This window comes from Thermodesulfobacteriota bacterium (assembly GCA_035559815.1).
GTDB lineage: Bacteria > Desulfobacterota_D > UBA1144 > Nemesobacterales > CSP1-2 > DATMAT01.
The window spans coordinates 77,610-93,613 of sequence record DATMAT010000010.1; the positions used below are offsets into that span (position 1 = coordinate 77,610).

General features: G+C 46.4%; 13 protein-coding genes. 8 read left to right on the top strand and 5 right to left on the bottom strand.

The features are described 5' to 3' along the window. The first annotated feature begins 148 nt into the window (after positions 1 to 148). From VNN20_02275 to VNN20_02300, 6 genes are all read left to right on the top strand, one after another. The gene (locus VNN20_02275) at positions 149 to 631 is read left to right on the top strand and encodes a hypothetical protein (GenBank protein HWP91011.1); all 483 of its coding nucleotides are present in this window, start codon (positions 149 to 151) and stop codon (positions 629 to 631) included. Positions 632 to 835: 204 nt separating this feature from the next. After that, positions 836 to 1,420, top strand: coding sequence for a hypothetical protein (locus VNN20_02280; GenBank protein HWP91012.1), 585 nt, complete (start codon positions 836 to 838; stop codon positions 1,418 to 1,420). 204 nt (positions 1,421 to 1,624) lie between these two features. Then, on the top strand, positions 1,625 to 1,804 hold the full coding sequence (locus VNN20_02285; GenBank protein HWP91013.1) for a hypothetical protein: 180 nt from the start codon (positions 1,625 to 1,627) through the stop codon (positions 1,802 to 1,804). Between the two features lie 20 nt (positions 1,805 to 1,824). Next, a complete protein-coding gene (gene queF / locus VNN20_02290; GenBank protein HWP91014.1) occupies positions 1,825 to 2,181 on the top strand; it encodes a preQ(1) synthase in 357 nt (118 codons plus the stop codon). A gap of 335 nt (positions 2,182 to 2,516) precedes the next feature. Continuing rightward, positions 2,517 to 3,287 carry an ABC transporter permease gene (locus VNN20_02295; GenBank protein HWP91015.1) on the top strand — a complete coding sequence of 257 codons (771 nt, stop codon included), beginning with the start codon at positions 2,517 to 2,519 and terminating at the stop codon, positions 3,285 to 3,287. 5 nt (positions 3,288 to 3,292) lie between these two features. Beyond that, complete coding sequence (locus tag VNN20_02300) at positions 3,293 to 5,308, top strand: transglycosylase SLT domain-containing protein (protein ID HWP91016.1); 2,016 nt, start codon at positions 3,293 to 3,295, stop codon at positions 5,306 to 5,308. Between the two features lie 220 nt (positions 5,309 to 5,528). On the opposite strand, the gene hisH is transcribed toward VNN20_02300, so the two are convergent. Both hisH and hisB read right to left on the bottom strand, forming a co-directional pair. After that, entirely contained in the window at positions 5,529 to 6,167 is a 639-nt protein-coding gene (hisH, locus tag VNN20_02305) for an imidazole glycerol phosphate synthase subunit HisH (protein HWP91017.1), read from the bottom strand. Positions 6,168 to 6,358: 191 nt separating this feature from the next. Next, positions 6,359 to 6,946: an imidazoleglycerol-phosphate dehydratase HisB gene (gene hisB / locus VNN20_02310; GenBank protein ID HWP91018.1), complete on the bottom strand. Its 588-nt coding sequence runs from the start codon at positions 6,944 to 6,946 to the stop codon at positions 6,359 to 6,361. A gap of 673 nt (positions 6,947 to 7,619) precedes the next feature. Here hisB and VNN20_02315 point away from each other — a divergent pair. Further along, entirely contained in the window at positions 7,620 to 9,998 is a 2,379-nt protein-coding gene (locus tag VNN20_02315; GenBank protein ID HWP91019.1) for a hypothetical protein, read from the top strand. A gap of 399 nt (positions 9,999 to 10,397) precedes the next feature. Here the strand turns inward: VNN20_02315 and VNN20_02320 are convergent, their stop codons facing one another. Genes VNN20_02320 through thiL form a run of 3 tightly spaced genes read right to left on the bottom strand, consistent with a single transcriptional unit; the run spans position 10,398 to position 13,928 of the window. Next, positions 10,398 to 11,621, bottom strand: coding sequence for a hemolysin family protein (locus VNN20_02320; protein HWP91020.1), 1,224 nt, complete (start codon positions 11,619 to 11,621; stop codon positions 10,398 to 10,400). Then, entirely contained in the window at positions 11,611 to 12,951 is a 1,341-nt protein-coding gene (locus VNN20_02325) for a hemolysin family protein (protein HWP91021.1), read from the bottom strand. The genes VNN20_02320 and VNN20_02325 overlap by 11 nt, the downstream gene beginning before the upstream one ends. Then, positions 12,951 to 13,928, bottom strand: a complete 978-nt coding sequence (gene thiL / locus VNN20_02330) for a thiamine-phosphate kinase (GenBank protein ID HWP91022.1) — start codon at positions 13,926 to 13,928, stop codon at positions 12,951 to 12,953. The genes VNN20_02325 and thiL overlap by 1 nt, the downstream gene beginning before the upstream one ends. A gap of 327 nt (positions 13,929 to 14,255) precedes the next feature. Here thiL and VNN20_02335 point away from each other — a divergent pair, with 327 nt between their 5' ends. Next, the gene (locus VNN20_02335) at positions 14,256 to 15,329 is read left to right on the top strand and encodes a hypothetical protein (GenBank protein ID HWP91023.1); all 1,074 of its coding nucleotides are present in this window, start codon (positions 14,256 to 14,258) and stop codon (positions 15,327 to 15,329) included. Positions 15,330 to 16,004 lie beyond the last annotated feature (675 nt).

Sequence of the window (16,004 nt, forward strand, 5' to 3'; positions counted from 1 at the left end):
TAGTGCGATAAAGACTAATTCTCTAAAATTTTACTGGACTAGAACCATCCAAATTCTCAGTTAACCAAACGTTAATACTCTTTTAATACCGCATTAACCCCCTTTTGATAATTTCATAGCTCGATATAAATCCTCGAGGAGAAAAGACATGGACAAGAAAAGGAGGTTAAAAAAGATGGATGAGGTAAAGAAGGACATTAATCTGGAGAAAATGGAGGAAAAGGTTTTTGAGAAGAAAGGGGATGAAACCCTTAAGGTCTGTGATTTTACGGATACGGCAAGAGGGCTAACCGGACTGGTGAAAGACACCTGTATTTCCGGCTTTCAACTGTGCTTATCCTTTTTGGAGACAAATCTGGGGATAATGCGGGCTCAGTCCGAATATTGGGTCGCCGCCCAGGAGGAACAGGCAAAGAGGACTGGAGAAATGCTTAGCCGGTTTCAGGCCGATGCAGTTGATTTTTGGGCTCGCGACTCAAAAAACCAAATTGGTAACATAATTTCCTTTCAGAAAAATTACTATGATGGGGTCTTCAAGGCCTCGGATAAGATAATGAAAGAGAGCCTGCAACTTATGAAGAAAAACGTAGAACAAACGTTTACGGCCATTAATCAGTATCTCACTTATTGAAAGTCGAATAAGACTAAGTCTATGGACAAGAAGGAGTCAGGGGGTTTACTCGGTATAGACTCCGCAACGAAGCAATCTGATAAGGTGTCATTCCGAACCTTGTCCTTAGCTGAGGCGAAGGAGCAGTAAGGAATTTAAGCGGATTGCTCCGCGATAACAGTTCATTAGAAGCTCCATAATAAAATCATCGATTTAAATTTGAACATGGACATACAAACCGAATTTCAAGTACTGAGAAGGGAATGGGAGAACATAAAGCTATCGCTCGAAATATGCGGCGATATAGGGGATTTTGATTTCTGGAACGACCCATGTTTAAGCTCTGACCTAGCCAGAAACCTAATGGAAATGGACAATAAAATCCTGGTTAACGGTTATCTCACCCTGGAGGCGGCCTATGTTTTTACTACGCTGGCCACAAAGGCAGGGGAGAACCTGGGACTCTCTGGAGATTTTGCCAAAACGTTCGGCAGCGGATATGGATGGGTTCGAACGGGCTGGTTTGACCTGAGATGGATTAACCAGTCCAAGAGGGTTCGTTTGAAGGACTGCGTCGTGAACCAGGTCCTTTTCTTCAAGCTCTTCTTTCCCTCCTCCGAATGCGACTTCTGCTGGAACTTCGACTCGCTTCTGGTCAGAAAAAAACTGAAGATAATATTCGACAAATTTTTCACCTGGCAGAACGACCCCAGAAACCACGTAGAGGACTTCGTGTACTACAAGTCCGAATTGGTCCCTCTATGGCATGGGCTGGTGCTTACGCTCGATTCTCTCGCCGGGAGATGCTAGCTTAGAATGGAGGAAAATAATATAATCTAACCGGCCTGGGAACTGCCGACCATGCCAGCCCTGCCCGTCGACTCGATTACCGGCAAATCACCTATCCGGAAAAACTTCGAAATGGTAGATTCTACCTTTCCTAAATTGAGTATCTTTGATAAAATAAATCAAAGGTAAATCTAAAGCATGCAAATGAAGGAGAGGTGAGCTAATATGCCCGCTATGATGATAACGGTGAAAGCTAAGACTAAAGAGGAGCTGAAGAAACTAGCAACAAAAAGGATTAAAGAGGCAGCTAAGAAAGGGCTTCAATACGTCAAACAGGGTTATGACGACAGGAGGGTAAAGAAGATAAAAGACGGATACGAAATCGAAATTTCAGTTCACTCTTAAAACATTCCCAAATCGATAAGATGGGGGGAAATAAATTAGAAACTTTCCAGAATCAGTATAGGGGCAGGGAGTATGAGATCGAAATAACCTGTCCTGAATTTACCTGTGTGTGCCCACGCACCGGTCAGCCTGATTTTGCCGTGATCAGAATCAAATATGTGCCGGATGAGCTCTGTATAGAGCTAAGATCTCTCAAGCTTTACATGTTCTCATACCGGGATAAAGGCGAGTTTCACGAGCACGTAACTAATAAAATCCTGGATGATATCGTCGAGTCATGCAAACCGATTAGAGCGGAAGTGATCGGAGACTTCAACGTCAGAGGCGGAATCAAGACAGTGGTGAAAGCCAGTTATTCAAAGGGAGCTACCGGGTAACCGAGCCAGTTACGCAGTATTTGTTTTTCTCGAATCAAGACGATAGAAGAGACAGGGTCATAAAATCGAAAAGGAACAACAACAGAAGTAAAAAAGGGGAATTTGGGAAGGATAATGGAAAATGTCCCAAGTGCGGGGCACCCATCCGGGCAGGATATGATACGAGAGAAGGGAAAATCGTAGTCTGCGAGAATTTCCCCAATTGCAACTACATCCTCATTATCGGCAGAAAACCGAAAGGGAAAAAATGACCCCTTGCGGCTAGTTCGATATCGTTAGCGGAGAGAAGAAAGTTGCTGTTAAAGGTTCAGGTCTTATCAACAGGGATCATCATAATGCTGATAATTTTTGTGGCGGCGGCGGCACCATACATTTCACCGTATGAATTTGACCAGACCGATTTTGCAAACACACTCAGCCCACCCAGTAAAAAGCATCTCATGGGAACAGACCAGGAAGGCAGAGACCTCCTCAGCAGGGTCATATACGGGGCCCGGGTTTCCATCACCGTAGCGCTGGGCACAGCATTCATGGCCATCGTTATCGGGACGGCTTATGGGGCGATATCCGGATATGTCGGGGGCAAATTAGACGAGTTAATGATGAGGATCGTAGACGTTTTTTACTCGCTCCCCGACCTGCTCCTCATCGTTCTTATCACCCTTATCGTGGGAAAGGGCGTGGAGGGGATAGTGTTTTCACTGGCATTGACCGCATGGATGAGGGTGGCCAGAATCGTTAGAGGAAGCGTGATCCAACTGAAGAACCTGGCATTCATAGAATCGGCCAGGAGCCTGGGAGCTTCTCCATTCAGAATCTTCACAATACACATACTACCGAATATACTTAGTCCGCTCATAGTAACCCTTACCTTTTCCATACCTTACGCGATACTGGCAGAGTCCACCCTGAGCTTTTTGGGCTTGGGAATAAGCCCGCCTCAAGCAAGCTGGGGAACACTGGCCAGCACCGGATGGCAGGGGATAAGAACGTTTCCCCATCTCATAGCCTTTCCCAGCCTGGCTATATTCATCACCGCATTTTCTTTCAACCTATTCGGTGAAGGACTTAGGGATATGCTCGACCCAAAAACTATAAGGGGGTAACGCGTTTGAAGTCGATAAGAACCAAGCTTCGGAGAAACCTCTTTTATTTATTTTCTTCATCGTGCCTATTTTTGATTCTTAATTTCCCGGCTAGGGCGGCGGAAGAAATAAATTGTCAATGGCTGGTGAACGAACCAATCAAGCAAAATCCCAAAGAAAAATACAAGAAAGGCTATTGCAGCATACAAATGGGCAGGTTCGACCAGGGAATCACCCTCCTGGACGGACTTGAGGATGAGCTTCCGATTATCCAGGATTACATCCTCTACTACCGGGGCGTGGGAGAGAAGGGCTTGAAGAATAAAGCCCGTGCCCAGGAGCTCTTTAATTCCGTCCTAAACAACTACCCGGACAGCGGAATAAGAAAGAGAGCGCTTTCTCAACTGGCCGAGGTTTATACCGACATTGGTGATTATGAAAAGGCGGAAAGAACATACCGGTCGCTCTATGCCCTGGAGAGCGATGCCTGGCTCAAATCAAAGTACCTAAACCACATAGCGGAGGCTCTGGAGAGGCAGGGCAGATATCAAGAGGCGCTCGGCACCTATAGGCAGCTCTGGGTCGAGTTTCCAGAGTCCGGCTATGCGGATACGGCATTCGGCAAGGCATCTCAGGTAAGCAAGGCCCGGGGAGTTCCATTCGTGGTTACGGAATATGATTACCTGGCGAGGGCGGAGAGGTTATTTAAACTCTATCGCTGGGAATCCGCGCTTAGAAACTTTGAGAAGGCCCCAAAAACGAATGACGTCAAGCTCAAAATCGCCATCGCCAAATTTCGCTTGGGCTTACTCAGCGAGGCATCGAGCTTGTTAGCCCAAATAAGCTCCCCTGATTCGCTTTACTGGCAGGCAAAAATAAGCTCTAAACTGGGACAGGACGATGTTGCTTCACAAACCTACTATCAGATTTATCTCCTTTACCCCCAAAGCAGTTTAGCGCCCGAGGCCCTCTTCAACGCAGCCAGGCTCTACCAGATCAACTCCAGCTTTAACCAGGCAATTGAGTTATACGACCTTTTGGTAAGGACTTACCCTAAGAGCGATTACGCCGAAGACGGGGCATGGAACCTGGGATGGATTTATTACCGGATGGGAATGCTGAGAGAGGCCCTAGCCACTTTTTCCGCATACACCTCTTCGAGCTCCACTTTTAATTCTTCCCGGGCAAGCTACTGGAAGGCAAAAACCCTGGAAAAGCAGGGAAAGAAAGCCGAGGCGCAGGCTATATACCAAGCCTTATCCCGTCTATCCACTCCATCCTACTATTCTTATTTAGCACAGAGGAAAACGGGACTCGTGCCCAATCTTTACTCATCGGACGCTTCCGCTAAAGGAACCGTCAGCCAAATAAGGTCAGAGAAAGCCGAACTGTTGATAGAGCTGGGCATCCTTGAAGATGCCACCCTGGAAATAGACAAGATAAAAAGACAGGCAAACGGTAGCCAGGAACTGCTTTATGTGAGCACGTTATATGCCAAGGCCAATGACTTCTATAACTCAATAGCGATTGCCCAGGAAATCGGTCTTCCCGAAGCGAATGGACTTTCCTACCCGCAGGGATTCAACGAGATTGTAAAAGGCTATTCGGCCAAATACAGCGTGGATGAGTTCATAGTGTATTCGATTATCAGGGAGGAAAGCAGATTCCAGAAGAAGGCCGTTTCACCAGCTAACGCTATCGGCCTCATGCAGCTTATTCCCCCGACCGGAAGAAGCACGGCGGAGGAGGTGGGAATAAGCGGATACAATACAGACATGCTTTATGTCCCCCGGGTTAACATTGAATTGGGCATAGCCTACTTCAAAAAAGTCTTGGACCAATTTGGCGGAAACGTTCATCTTGCCCTGGCCAGCTATAACGCCGGTCCGCACAACGTAGCCAAGTGGATAGTTAGATTTCCCGGTTTAGACATGGATGAATTCGTAGAGGAGATACCCTTTCAAGAGACTAGAAACTATGTGAGAAGGGTCCTTAGAAGCTACGGGGTTTACAAGGCGCTGTATGACAATAAATTTTTCTAGTAAAGTAATTAACAGACAGGAATGTCTGTTCTACCATAATAAAAAAATTACATTATGGTAGGTCAGACATTCCTGTCTGACATTAGATGCTTCACTACCTGAATGGAGCTCTAATATTATAAGAATTCAGAAGCCAGAATAAATTAATGAAAATCGTTTTTCTTCTGACTTCTGGCTCCTGGATTCTATATTCTAAATCGGTTTGTTCGTGTCGCTGTGGTTAAAAACGGGCTTGTTTCCTTTCTCCACAAATCTGAGCAAAATTCTCCAGGATCATTAACCCCATCGTGCTGCTTTTCTCCGGGTGAAACTGACAGGCGAATATGTTTTCGCTCTGCACCGCCGAAGTAAACTCGACCCCGTAGTGGGTTTTCAGTGAACTAATACTCTTATCCTCCGGCTCCGGATAATAAGAGTGGACAAAATAGAACCAGCTTCCTTCCGGAATTCCTTTCAATACCGGAGTTGGCTTCTTTATTTCTATTTGATTCCAGCCCATATGGGGAACCTTTAAGCCCTCTTTCTCGAATCTGGGAAATCTCACCACCTTTCCCCTTAACACTCCGAGTCCTTTCACGCCGGGAGATTCCTCACTCTCTTCGAAAAGGAGCTGGAGCCCGAGACATATTCCTAAAAAGGGCTTTCCCGTTTTTATGAAGGCTTTGATCGGTTCCACCAAATCATATTCCTCCAGGTTCTTCATGCAGTCCCCGAATGCACCCACGCCGGGGAGAACCAGTCCGTTTGAATTCAGTATTTCTTCTGGGCTCCTGGTTACATTTGCCGGAAAACCCAGGTTCTCAAACGCCTTCTTTACACTCCTAAGATTTCCCATTCCATAGTCTACGATGGTGATCATTGCGCTCACCGTCAATCAGCCACGAATGAACACGAATTTACACTAATAGGATGAAAATATAATCTTTAGATTTTCTTCCCCCTTGCGGGGGAGGATTAAGGTGGGGGGTATTATTCCTCCCATCCCAACTTTTTATTTCCATTTAGCCTCGGATATAAGATTTGTCATCCGTGTCGATTCGTGGCTATAACCTATAGTTTTCCCTTCGTCGAAGGAATATCCTCCGAGCGCGGGTCGATCTTGGATGCCTTATCCAGTGCTCTTCCCACGGCCTTGAAAATTGCCTCCGTGATATGATGGAGGTTATCTCCATATTTAAGCTCGATATGCAGGTTGCATTTCAGAGTGGTAGAGAGCGATTTAAAAAACTCCTCTCCTAACTCTGCATCGAAATCCCCTATCTTGCCCTTGGGCGTATCAACCTGATAAACAAAATATGGTCTGCCGCTCAGGTCAACCGAAGCAAAGGCCAGGGTTTCGTCAAAAGGGACAAAGGCCTCTCCAAACCTGGCTATTCCCCTTTTCTCCCCTAACGCTTTGAGGAAGGCTTCGCCAAGAGTGAGTCCCACGTCTTCTACCGTATGGTGAAAATCTACCTCTATATCGCCCTTTGCCTTCAGGGTCAGGTCGAAATACCCGTGCTTTGCAAACTGGGAGAGCATGTGGTTGAAGAAAGGAATTCCGGTCTCGATGTCGAATTTTCCTTTCCCATCTAGGTTGATATCAACCGTGACTTCTACCTCGGATGTTTTTCTGTTTACCTTAGCCCGCCTGTCCATTTACAGGGATAAAATCATATCTGAAATTCGGGCTATATCCAAAATATTCGCTTACGGCAATCTGTGAACAGATTTTCATTAATGTAGGGAACGCAGATCTGCGTTCCCTACATTTAAAAAAGCCTTTTGGTAATGTCAGACAGGAATGTCTGACCTACCGTATAATAATTTTTGATATTCGGCATAACAAACATTCTTGTCTGTTAAATTTGGAATAATCCACGTCAACCGATCTCCTTATAAGCTAAGTCTAAAGTAGTAAGCTTCGGTTAAATCTAAAACTATTTCCAGTTAAAAAATATGGACTTGACTTAAAAATATGGATTTGATTAAATTGTTATCGTTATTGAGCAGACGCGAAACCGGTTCATCGGAGCTTAAGGTGGCGGACTCTTGGAATTTTGGGGTTATTCCAAGGCTACTACCGCACTAAAATAATTTAGAACTTATCTCAAAATAGCTTGTCATGCTGAGTGCAACGAAGCATCTCATAACAAAGGGTGATAAGTACCGCACAATAAGTGAGATTCTTCAGTCGCATGGTATTCAGAATGACACCTTAGGATTTTTGGGATAAATACTAATCTTCACCTCCGTCCCTCCTCCTTCGGATTCAATCCCAAAGCTGATAACCCGGTGATTAATCAAAAGAATGCTGAAGGAGGGTAAGGTCATGAGAGCCTTAATTTTAATTCTAGGTCTCATAGCCATAGCGGTGTGCATTATAGTACTAACACCCAAAGCCCAAGCCCAGTTAAATCCAGGAGACATATTGGTCGTAGACCTGAATGCCGGTACAGATTCCAGAGGAGCTTTATTCAGCATTAACCCGGTTACCGGCAACCGCACCGTCATAAGTGATTTCGGCAATGCCTCTCAAGGCACGGTGGGATCTAATCCATTTGGTGTTTCTCTGGGCCCTTCGGGAGACATTCTGGTCATAGATGCGGATGCCGGTACAGATTCCAGAGGAGCTTTATTCAGCATTAACCCGGTTACCGGCAACCGCACCGTCATAAGTGATTTCGGCAGCTCTTCTCAAGGTACGGTGGGAGCTACACCAGTTGGTGTTGCTCCGGGCCCTTCTGGAGATATACTGGTCATAGATCAGGATGCCGGTACAGGTTCCATAGGAGTTTTATTCAGCGTTAACCCGGTTACCGGCAATCGCACCGTCATAAGTGATTTCGGCAGCTCTTCTCAAGGTACGGTGGGAGTTACACCAAGTGGTGTTGCTCTGGGACCTTCTGGAGACATAGTGGTCGCAGATGGGGATGCCGGTACAGATTTCGCAGGAGTTTTATTCAGCGTTCACCCGGTTACCGGCAATCGCACCGTCAAAAGTGATTTCAGCAACCCTTCTCAAGGTCCGGAGGGAGGTAACCCAGTTGGTGTTGCTCCGGGACCTTTTGGAGATATACTGGTCATAGATGATATTGCCGGTACAGATTTCGCAGGAGTTTTATTCAGTGTTCACCCGGTTACCGGCAACCGCACCGTGATAAGTGATTTCGGCAACTCTTCTCAAGGTACGGTGGGAGATATATTTGGACTAGTTGGTGTTGCTCCGGGACCTTCTGGAGATATACTGGTCATAGATCAGGAGGCCGGTACAGATTTCAGAGGAGCTTTATTCAGCGTTAACCCAGTTACCGGCAACCGCACTGTCATAAGTGATTTCGGTATTCCTTTGCAGGGTTCCTTAGGAATTGCTCCAGTTGGAGTAGCTGTATTTCCACAGCTCAAACCGGGAGACATATTGGTCATAGATCAGGATACCGGGACTGGCTCCAGAGGAGCCCTATTCAGCGTTAACCAATTTGACGGCACACGTAAGGTTTTAAGCAACTTCGGGATCTTCCCCCAAGGGGATAATCCAGATGGCTTGGCTGTCGGGGCTTTCGGGGACACGCTGGTTATTGATGAGGATGCCGGAACAGGAGAAAGGGGTGCATTATTCAGCGTCAATTCATTCACCGGTATCCATACTATGATAAGCGATTTCGGTGACCCCGCTCAGGGTCAACTGGGAGTTGAGCCGGTCGGCGTGGCAAGAGAGGCTTCAGGTAATATCCTGGTCATTGACCGAAGTGCTGGAACGGAAGGAAGAGGAACCCTATTCAGGGTTAATCCGACAAACGGCAACCGCACTATTGTAAGCAACTTTGGTAATTTTTCCCAAGGTGAGCTTGGACTTGACCCGGTCGGCATCGCTCTTAATGCTTCGGGTAATGTATTAGTCATAGATAGTGGGGCAGACATTTTGTTCAGCGTTAATCCATCAAACGGCAACCGCACAGTTATAAGTGATTTCGCTGATTCTGGTCAAGGTCCTCTTGGAATTGTCGAATCCGGCTTAGCGCTGGGAACTTCGGGAAATATACTGGTTATAGATGAGGATGCCGGTACTGATTCAATGGGTGCTCTCTTTAGCGTTAACCCGGCTAATGGCAACCGTACAATCATAAGCAATTTCGGTGACCCCGCTCAGGGCCAACTGGGACTTGACCCGAATGGCGTGGCCTTGGGCCCCTCAGGTGACATATTGGTCGTAGACCATGGCGCCGGTACGAACTTCCTCGGCGCTCTTTTTGATATTAACCCTGCTAATGGCAATCGTGTTGTGATAAGTGACTTCGGCAATTCTTTAAAAGGCCCGTTAGGAGGCGACCTGCATGGATTAGCTTTGGTCGTAAGCTGTGGCGGGAAGCTGGCTACGAGGGTTGGCACCGTGGGTGCCGACAATATTACAGGCACCGCAGGGCCTGATGTTATAAACTTACTGGGTGGCAACGACACGGCAAACAGCGGAGACGGTAATGACATCGTCTGCGGCGGTGCTGGCAACGACACGATGAACGGAGGCAACGGAAGGGATCGTTTGTTGGGGCAAGGTGGTAATGACATACTGAACGGAGACGCAGGTAACGATAGGTTGAAGGGCGGCGGTGGCAACGATAATATGAATGGGGGAACAGGAAACGACAGATGTATCGGTGGTCCTGGAAGTGATACTGCTTCAAGCTGTGAAACTACCACTGGTGTGCCGTAAAACTGTAAATGTCGACATTAGATATACAGACGGTGCCGGTAAAAGTTACATCGAAACAGCGGCGATTCCCAGTCTGTCATTCTGAACCGAAGGTGAAGAACCTAAATATTATTAGATGCTTCACGGAGTTTATCCTGAGTGCAACGAAGGGTTCAGCATGACAACCATATTTTTCGCTTAGTTTAATCTGAGTTTCGTAAGGAACGCTGCGTTCCATTTATATAAGACGCTTTCCGAAAGGTCAGACAGGAATGTCTGACCTACCAAATTACAATTTTTATATTCCGGTAGAACAGACATTCTTGTCTGTTAAACTCGAAAGATTAAAACCCACGTTATTTAGCAACCGCAGTTCGACCGGCTCACCGCAGGCAAGGGTTGCCACTTCAATTTCTCGACCTAGCTCTTTATCACCAACTTCACTTCCTCTATGGAACGGGGAGTGGCTTTGGTGACGATGAAGGTATAATTCCGGTAGGTAATTCTGTCCTCGACTCTTGGTATGGAGCCCTTTTTAGAAAGAAGAAAACCACTCAGCGTGTCGTAATCCCCCTCCGGGAGACGGAGTCCCAATTCGTCATTTATATCATCGATGTAAACCTTTGGATTGATGAGGTACTCATCTTCCGAGATCTTCCTCCACAGTTTGGTGCCCTTGTCGTATTCATCCTCGATGTCGCCAACCACTTCTTCCAATATATTCTCCAGCGTTACCACCCCTACGGCGCCGCCGTACTCGTCAACCACCACCGCCATTCCGGCGCGACCCTTTTTCATCTCGTCTAAAAGCTGGTCCACCGCTTTTGTCTCCGGGACGTAAAAAGGCGGATGGGAGAAATTCTTCACCGGGTCTTCCGGTTTCGCCCCAAGTATGTCAAACGCATAGAGCATCCCGTTGATGTTATCTATTCTCTCATGATATATAGGGATTCTGGAATGCCCGGTTTCTTTAATAACCCTCACCGCTTCCTTCACCGGGCTATCCTCGTTAAGAGCAGTCACCTGAATAAGCGGAATCATGATTTCCTCTATCGTAGTCTCGGAGAATCGGAATATTCTCCTTATGACTTTTTCCCTATATCCCTTTTGAAGCTCCGTTTCATTTCCTTCGATCGCATAGAGAAGCTCCTCCCTGGTGATGAACCGGTTTTCAGTATCCCCGATTAGCCTCATAAGCCCTCTCAAGAATATGTTTATCAAGAAGAGAATCGGAGAGAAAATCTTGGACGCAATCCAGAGGGGATAAATCGTAAGTAGGACGAGCGTGTTTCCCCTTCTCTGGAAAATGGCTTTGGGCACAACCTGGCCGAAGACTACTATCAACGGGGAGAGAATAAGAATGGTGTAAAGCTCTCCTCTATGCCCGTAACGGTCCTGCATGAAGAAGGTCATGAGAATGGTGTTGATGATGAGGGAGAGATTTATTCCGACGAGGGTAGTACTTATAAAACGCTCTACCTCCTGATAGCATTTAAGCACCAGCCTGGCGCTTTTTGACCCCTGGTCGGCAAGGGACCTCATCTTTATTTTATCGCAGGAGACAAGAGCTATTTCCGAGCCGGCAAAGAAGGCCTGAAGAAGGAGAAACATTGCTGTAACCAGGATAAGCAATTCAAGCGACATCGGCTACCTCTTTTTTAGACCTTTCTACCTTGATCTCGGCGATTCTCTTTCCGGAAACCTTGTTTACAGTAAATTTTATGCTTCCATAAGTCACCTGCTCCCCCTCGTGCGGGAACCTGCCAAAAAGGTCAAAAACAAATCCACCCACTGTTTCATGGTCTTCCTCCATGGGAAGTATCGCTTCTTCAATCTCTTCCCCCAGATTTTCGAGCCCGCCGAACCTTAGCACCGTAAATAGGAGGTCGTCGTTGAATTCATCTATCTTCATGCTTCCCGGAATGATCAGTGAGGAGTCTTCAATCCTAACCAGGGGCTCTCTCGTTATTCTTCTTTCGTCCTCGATTTCTCCAAACAGCTCTTCCAGTATGTCTTCCATGGTGACGATCCCGTCGACCCTCCCGTACTCATCCACCACGACCGCTATGTGTATTCGCTTCTGCTGAAACTCGCGAAGAAGGTCGAATGCCCTTTTGGTTCGGGGTATGAAATAAGGCGGCCGGGCAATATTTTCGACAGTGATTGTTTCCGAGGGGTTGGCCGAGAGAAGGTCCTTGACGTAGAGAATTCCGATTACGTTATCTCTGTCGGTCTTATATACTGGAATCCGGGAGAAGCCTCTTTTCTTGGCTTCGTATATGGCTTCTGCTAGGGGTGTGCCTGCAGGTAGAAAAAAACAGTCTATGCTCGGGGTCATGATCTTATAGGCCGGAACCTCCTCCAGTCTGAAGAGGCTACTTACCAGTTTTCTCTCTATCTCGGTGACCACACCCTCTTCACTTCCTATCCCCACCAGTACCCTTAATTCGTCGGTATTAAATCCCTCGGCGTGCTCGTATTCCGCCTTGCCGCCGAAAAGCCATGTAAAACCTATAGAAAGAACCATAATGACCCATCTAAGCGGGGTGATAAGCGTGTGAAATAGGTTTAGGGGATATGAAACAATGCCTGAAATGACCCTGGAATATTTGACACCGATTGTTTTTGGACCTATTTCTCCGAGAAGGAGAAGACTGGGAGATGAAATAAGGATGCAGATCGCTGTAAGTAGCTGCTCCGGCGGACCGTGTATTATGCTCCTTACCGTTGAAGCTACTACGCTGGCATAGGCGACATTTATCACCTCATCCGCTAGGAGAATGGTTATTATAAGCTTGTAAGGCTCTTTCAGTAGCCTTTCAATAAGAGAAGCACTCTTTCTCCCCTCTTTTTTAATTTTTTCACGTTGGTGTCTCCCCAGGGAAAAAAGGGCGCCCTCAGACATGGAAAAGAAGCCTGAAAGCACCAAAAGAATGACAATCAAGAAAAAGTTACTTAAAGGCAGGTCATCCATTAGCTGCTAAAATGTATAAACCCTTTTCGTTCTATGCTTAGTTCTTCGCCGTCCGCATCCAAGAGGATTATGCCGGGTTCTAATGTTACATGGCCGATCGCCGTAACCGGGATTTCCAAAATCCTTGAAACCTTGTTTATGGCGCCGATATTCCCCCCAGGAGACGTAAACAGAAGCTCGTAGTCCTCTCCTCCGGAAAGGGCTAATTGGTACTGGTCGGACATGAAATCGGATATGCGCTTTCGATAGCTTGAGGAAAGAGGTATTTGGCCGAGGCTTATTCTGGCCCCTAATCCATGCTCTAACGTTATTCGCTCGAGGTCCAGGATAAGTCCGTCACTTATGTCTATCATGGAAGAAACAAGCCTTCTTTTTGCAAGCTCACGCCCAAGCGCCAGTCTTGGCTGGGGGGCCGTATACCTACCTATCAGATGCTCGTCTTCCTTTCCTCCGGCTAAAAGCGTTTTTAACCCAAGCGCAGAGTCACCCAACGTTCCGCTTACATATATAATGTCCCCGGCACTTGCTCCGGTCCTTTTAACCATGATATCAGGCTCCACTTCTCCCAAAACGGTTACGTCGACGAAGAGTCTTTCAGAAGCGCTTATATTGCCCCCTATCAATTCCAGCTCGAATTCCCTACCCGCAGCCTCAAAACCATCCAACAGGCCTTCCCAGAAGTCTTCCCCATCGTCTTTCGAAAAGCCGAGAGAGGCTAGGAAAAATTTAGGCACCCCACCCATTGCCCCGATATCGCTTACAGACACGGCAACAGCCCTTCTGCCCAGTTGTTCGGCGGAAATTAGTCTTTTGATGAAATGAACATCCTCCACCTGTGAATCGGTGGTGACGAGGAGTTGCTTCTCCGGATGAATCTTTACGGCGGCAGCGTCATCCCCTATTCCCAGAGTAACGCTTTTTGATACGTTTCTAAACCGCTCTTTTATCCGTCTTAGAGCACTTAACTCATCTATCATTTTGACGAAAGCTTAAAAGCCGGAAATGTTTCTCTCCTGGCTACCGTTATCGGGCTTTTGTAAGCTCGGAGGAAACTTTAAACTGATAAGGTATTTTAAAAGCTCGGGCCTAGGATTTGATATAAAGCTTATTCTCTTTATGTGACTACTTGAACCGTCCATCTAGAAATCCTACTCTGCAATACCATTTTAGGTTATTTAGTTTTGTATGTCAAACCCGGTATTTAAACAGTGGCAACGGAAAACAAACACGGTTTAACTAGAGAAAAATGGAGATTTTGTATATAGTTGTGAAATATTCCTTTAGTGCAAAAGCCGCTCATCTTAATGGATAGGACCAAAAAAAAGAGCGCCTTTATACGCAATTTTGAGGCAGGAAATTATCTGGAAAATTTTCTGGTATCGGCCGTTTCGGCCATATTGGTTATAAGGCTTTTTCTCAAGCTGACCGGCTACCCCCAAATAAGCAACAGCACCTTACACATTGCCCACCTGCTCTGGGGTGGGCTTTTGATGTTAGTCTCCATAATCATTCTGTTGTCATTCCTGAGCAGAGGCGCAGAACACCTGGCCTCGATCCTGGGAGGGATCGGATTCGGCACATTTATAGATGAGGTCGGCAAATTTGTTACCCAGGACAATAATTATTTTTTCCAGCCGGCTGTAGCCATAATGTATGTCACCTTCATTTTGATTATTATTGCCATTCGCTCTATAGAGGCAGGGCGGAATTACTCTACCACGGAATATCTGATGAATGCGCTACGGGAGATGGAGGAGGTGGTACTGCATGATATGGATGAAGAAGGGAGAAAGAGGGCATTAAGCTACCTGGATAAGAGCGATAAGGATAACCCCTTGGTTGCCGCACTCCGTAATATCCTTCCCCAAACACATTTGATACCGACTTCGAAGCCCGGCTTTTATGCTCGTATGAAACTCAGTTTTCAAAATTTCTACTACAAAATCGTCAAACTTCGGGCTTTCTCCATAGGAATCATAGTCTTCTTTTTAGTTCAAATGATAATCAGCCTGGCTTATGCCGTAGTGCTTGTATTCTTTCTGGGGCTCGGCTGGGACAAAATTCTCGATGTTAAAGTATTCGACCATATCGCCAATCGTGTTGACAACTTGTCTTTTGTTGATTGGGCAGAACTTCTATCTTCGCTTTTGTCAGGAGTATTCGTATTCATAGGCGTATTCAACATTCACCGGTCAAGGCTTTTTGCTTTTCAGATGTTTGAGCGTTCCATTCTGGTAACCATATTTCTCACCCAGGTTTTCATATTCTACAAAGAACAGTTTGCCGCGCTTACAGGGCTATTCTTTAATATTTTAATCCTGATTGCAGTTCGTTATATGATCGAGCGGGAGCAAACGATGAGGATGAAACAGGCCTAGGTTTTAACTCGAATATTGACGGCGTCTAGAAATTTAATTGCTAATTAATAACAAAGGATAGTCAAAGATATTTTGTCATCCCCATCCCCGGTTAAGCCAGGGATCGGGGATCCTCTCCCCATGTCATCCCCGAATGTATTAATCGGGGATCCATAATTAAAAACTGGATTCCCACTTTCGTGGGAATGACAGATCGGGGGATTCCCACTCCCCGCATACGCAAGGACAAGCCTCACGGGAATGACTATGAAAATCCGATACATGGGCAAATTTTTATTCTCTAAAATTTAATTTGAGAAATCTCTTTGGCGTGCCACATGGTCTTCGCTGTCATTGCGAGCCGCCTGCAATACCCCGCACTTGTCATTGCGAGCGATAGCGAAGCAATCTCGTTTTTTTCAAAGGATTGCTTCGTCATTTCATTCCTCGCAATGACAGGCCGGGGGGAATTGCGACTCTCCTCTCGGACTCCCTCGCAATGCCATGTGAGAGTGCTTGCATATGTATTACTACCCCGTGGCTCGTCGCTGAGAGGTTCACTGATACAGAACAAGGGGGTTGTAGGGAACGCATACCTGTCCTGAGCACTTCGGCCTCGCTCAGTGTAAACTCTGTCGAAGGATATGCGTTCCCTACGATAACAATAAACAACGCAAACGCTATGGCGGAGATACC

Excerpts from the sequence above, each read along its gene's own strand:
- VNN20_02275 (HWP91011.1), top strand. The coding sequence starts at position 149 with ATGGACAAGAAAAGGAGGTTAAAAAAGATGGATGAGGTAAAGAAGGAC.
- VNN20_02280 (HWP91012.1), top strand. The coding sequence starts at position 836 with ATGGACATACAAACCGAATTTCAAGTACTGAGAAGGGAATGGGAGAAC.
- VNN20_02285 (HWP91013.1), top strand. The coding sequence starts at position 1,625 with ATGCCCGCTATGATGATAACGGTGAAAGCTAAGACTAAAGAGGAGCTG.
- queF (HWP91014.1), top strand. The coding sequence starts at position 1,825 with ATGGGGGGAAATAAATTAGAAACTTTCCAGAATCAGTATAGGGGCAGG.
- VNN20_02295 (HWP91015.1), top strand. The coding sequence starts at position 2,517 with ATGCTGATAATTTTTGTGGCGGCGGCGGCACCATACATTTCACCGTAT.
- hisH (HWP91017.1), bottom strand. The coding sequence starts at position 6,167 with ATGATCACCATCGTAGACTATGGAATGGGAAATCTTAGGAGTGTAAAG.
- hisB (HWP91018.1), bottom strand. The coding sequence starts at position 6,946 with ATGGACAGGCGGGCTAAGGTAAACAGAAAAACATCCGAGGTAGAAGTC.
- VNN20_02315 (HWP91019.1), top strand. The coding sequence starts at position 7,620 with ATGAGAGCCTTAATTTTAATTCTAGGTCTCATAGCCATAGCGGTGTGC.
- VNN20_02320 (HWP91020.1), bottom strand. The coding sequence starts at position 11,621 with ATGTCGCTTGAATTGCTTATCCTGGTTACAGCAATGTTTCTCCTTCTT.
- VNN20_02325 (HWP91021.1), bottom strand. The coding sequence starts at position 12,951 with ATGGATGACCTGCCTTTAAGTAACTTTTTCTTGATTGTCATTCTTTTG.
- thiL (HWP91022.1), bottom strand. The coding sequence starts at position 13,928 with ATGATAGATGAGTTAAGTGCTCTAAGACGGATAAAAGAGCGGTTTAGA.
- VNN20_02335 (HWP91023.1), top strand. The coding sequence starts at position 14,256 with ATGGATAGGACCAAAAAAAAGAGCGCCTTTATACGCAATTTTGAGGCA.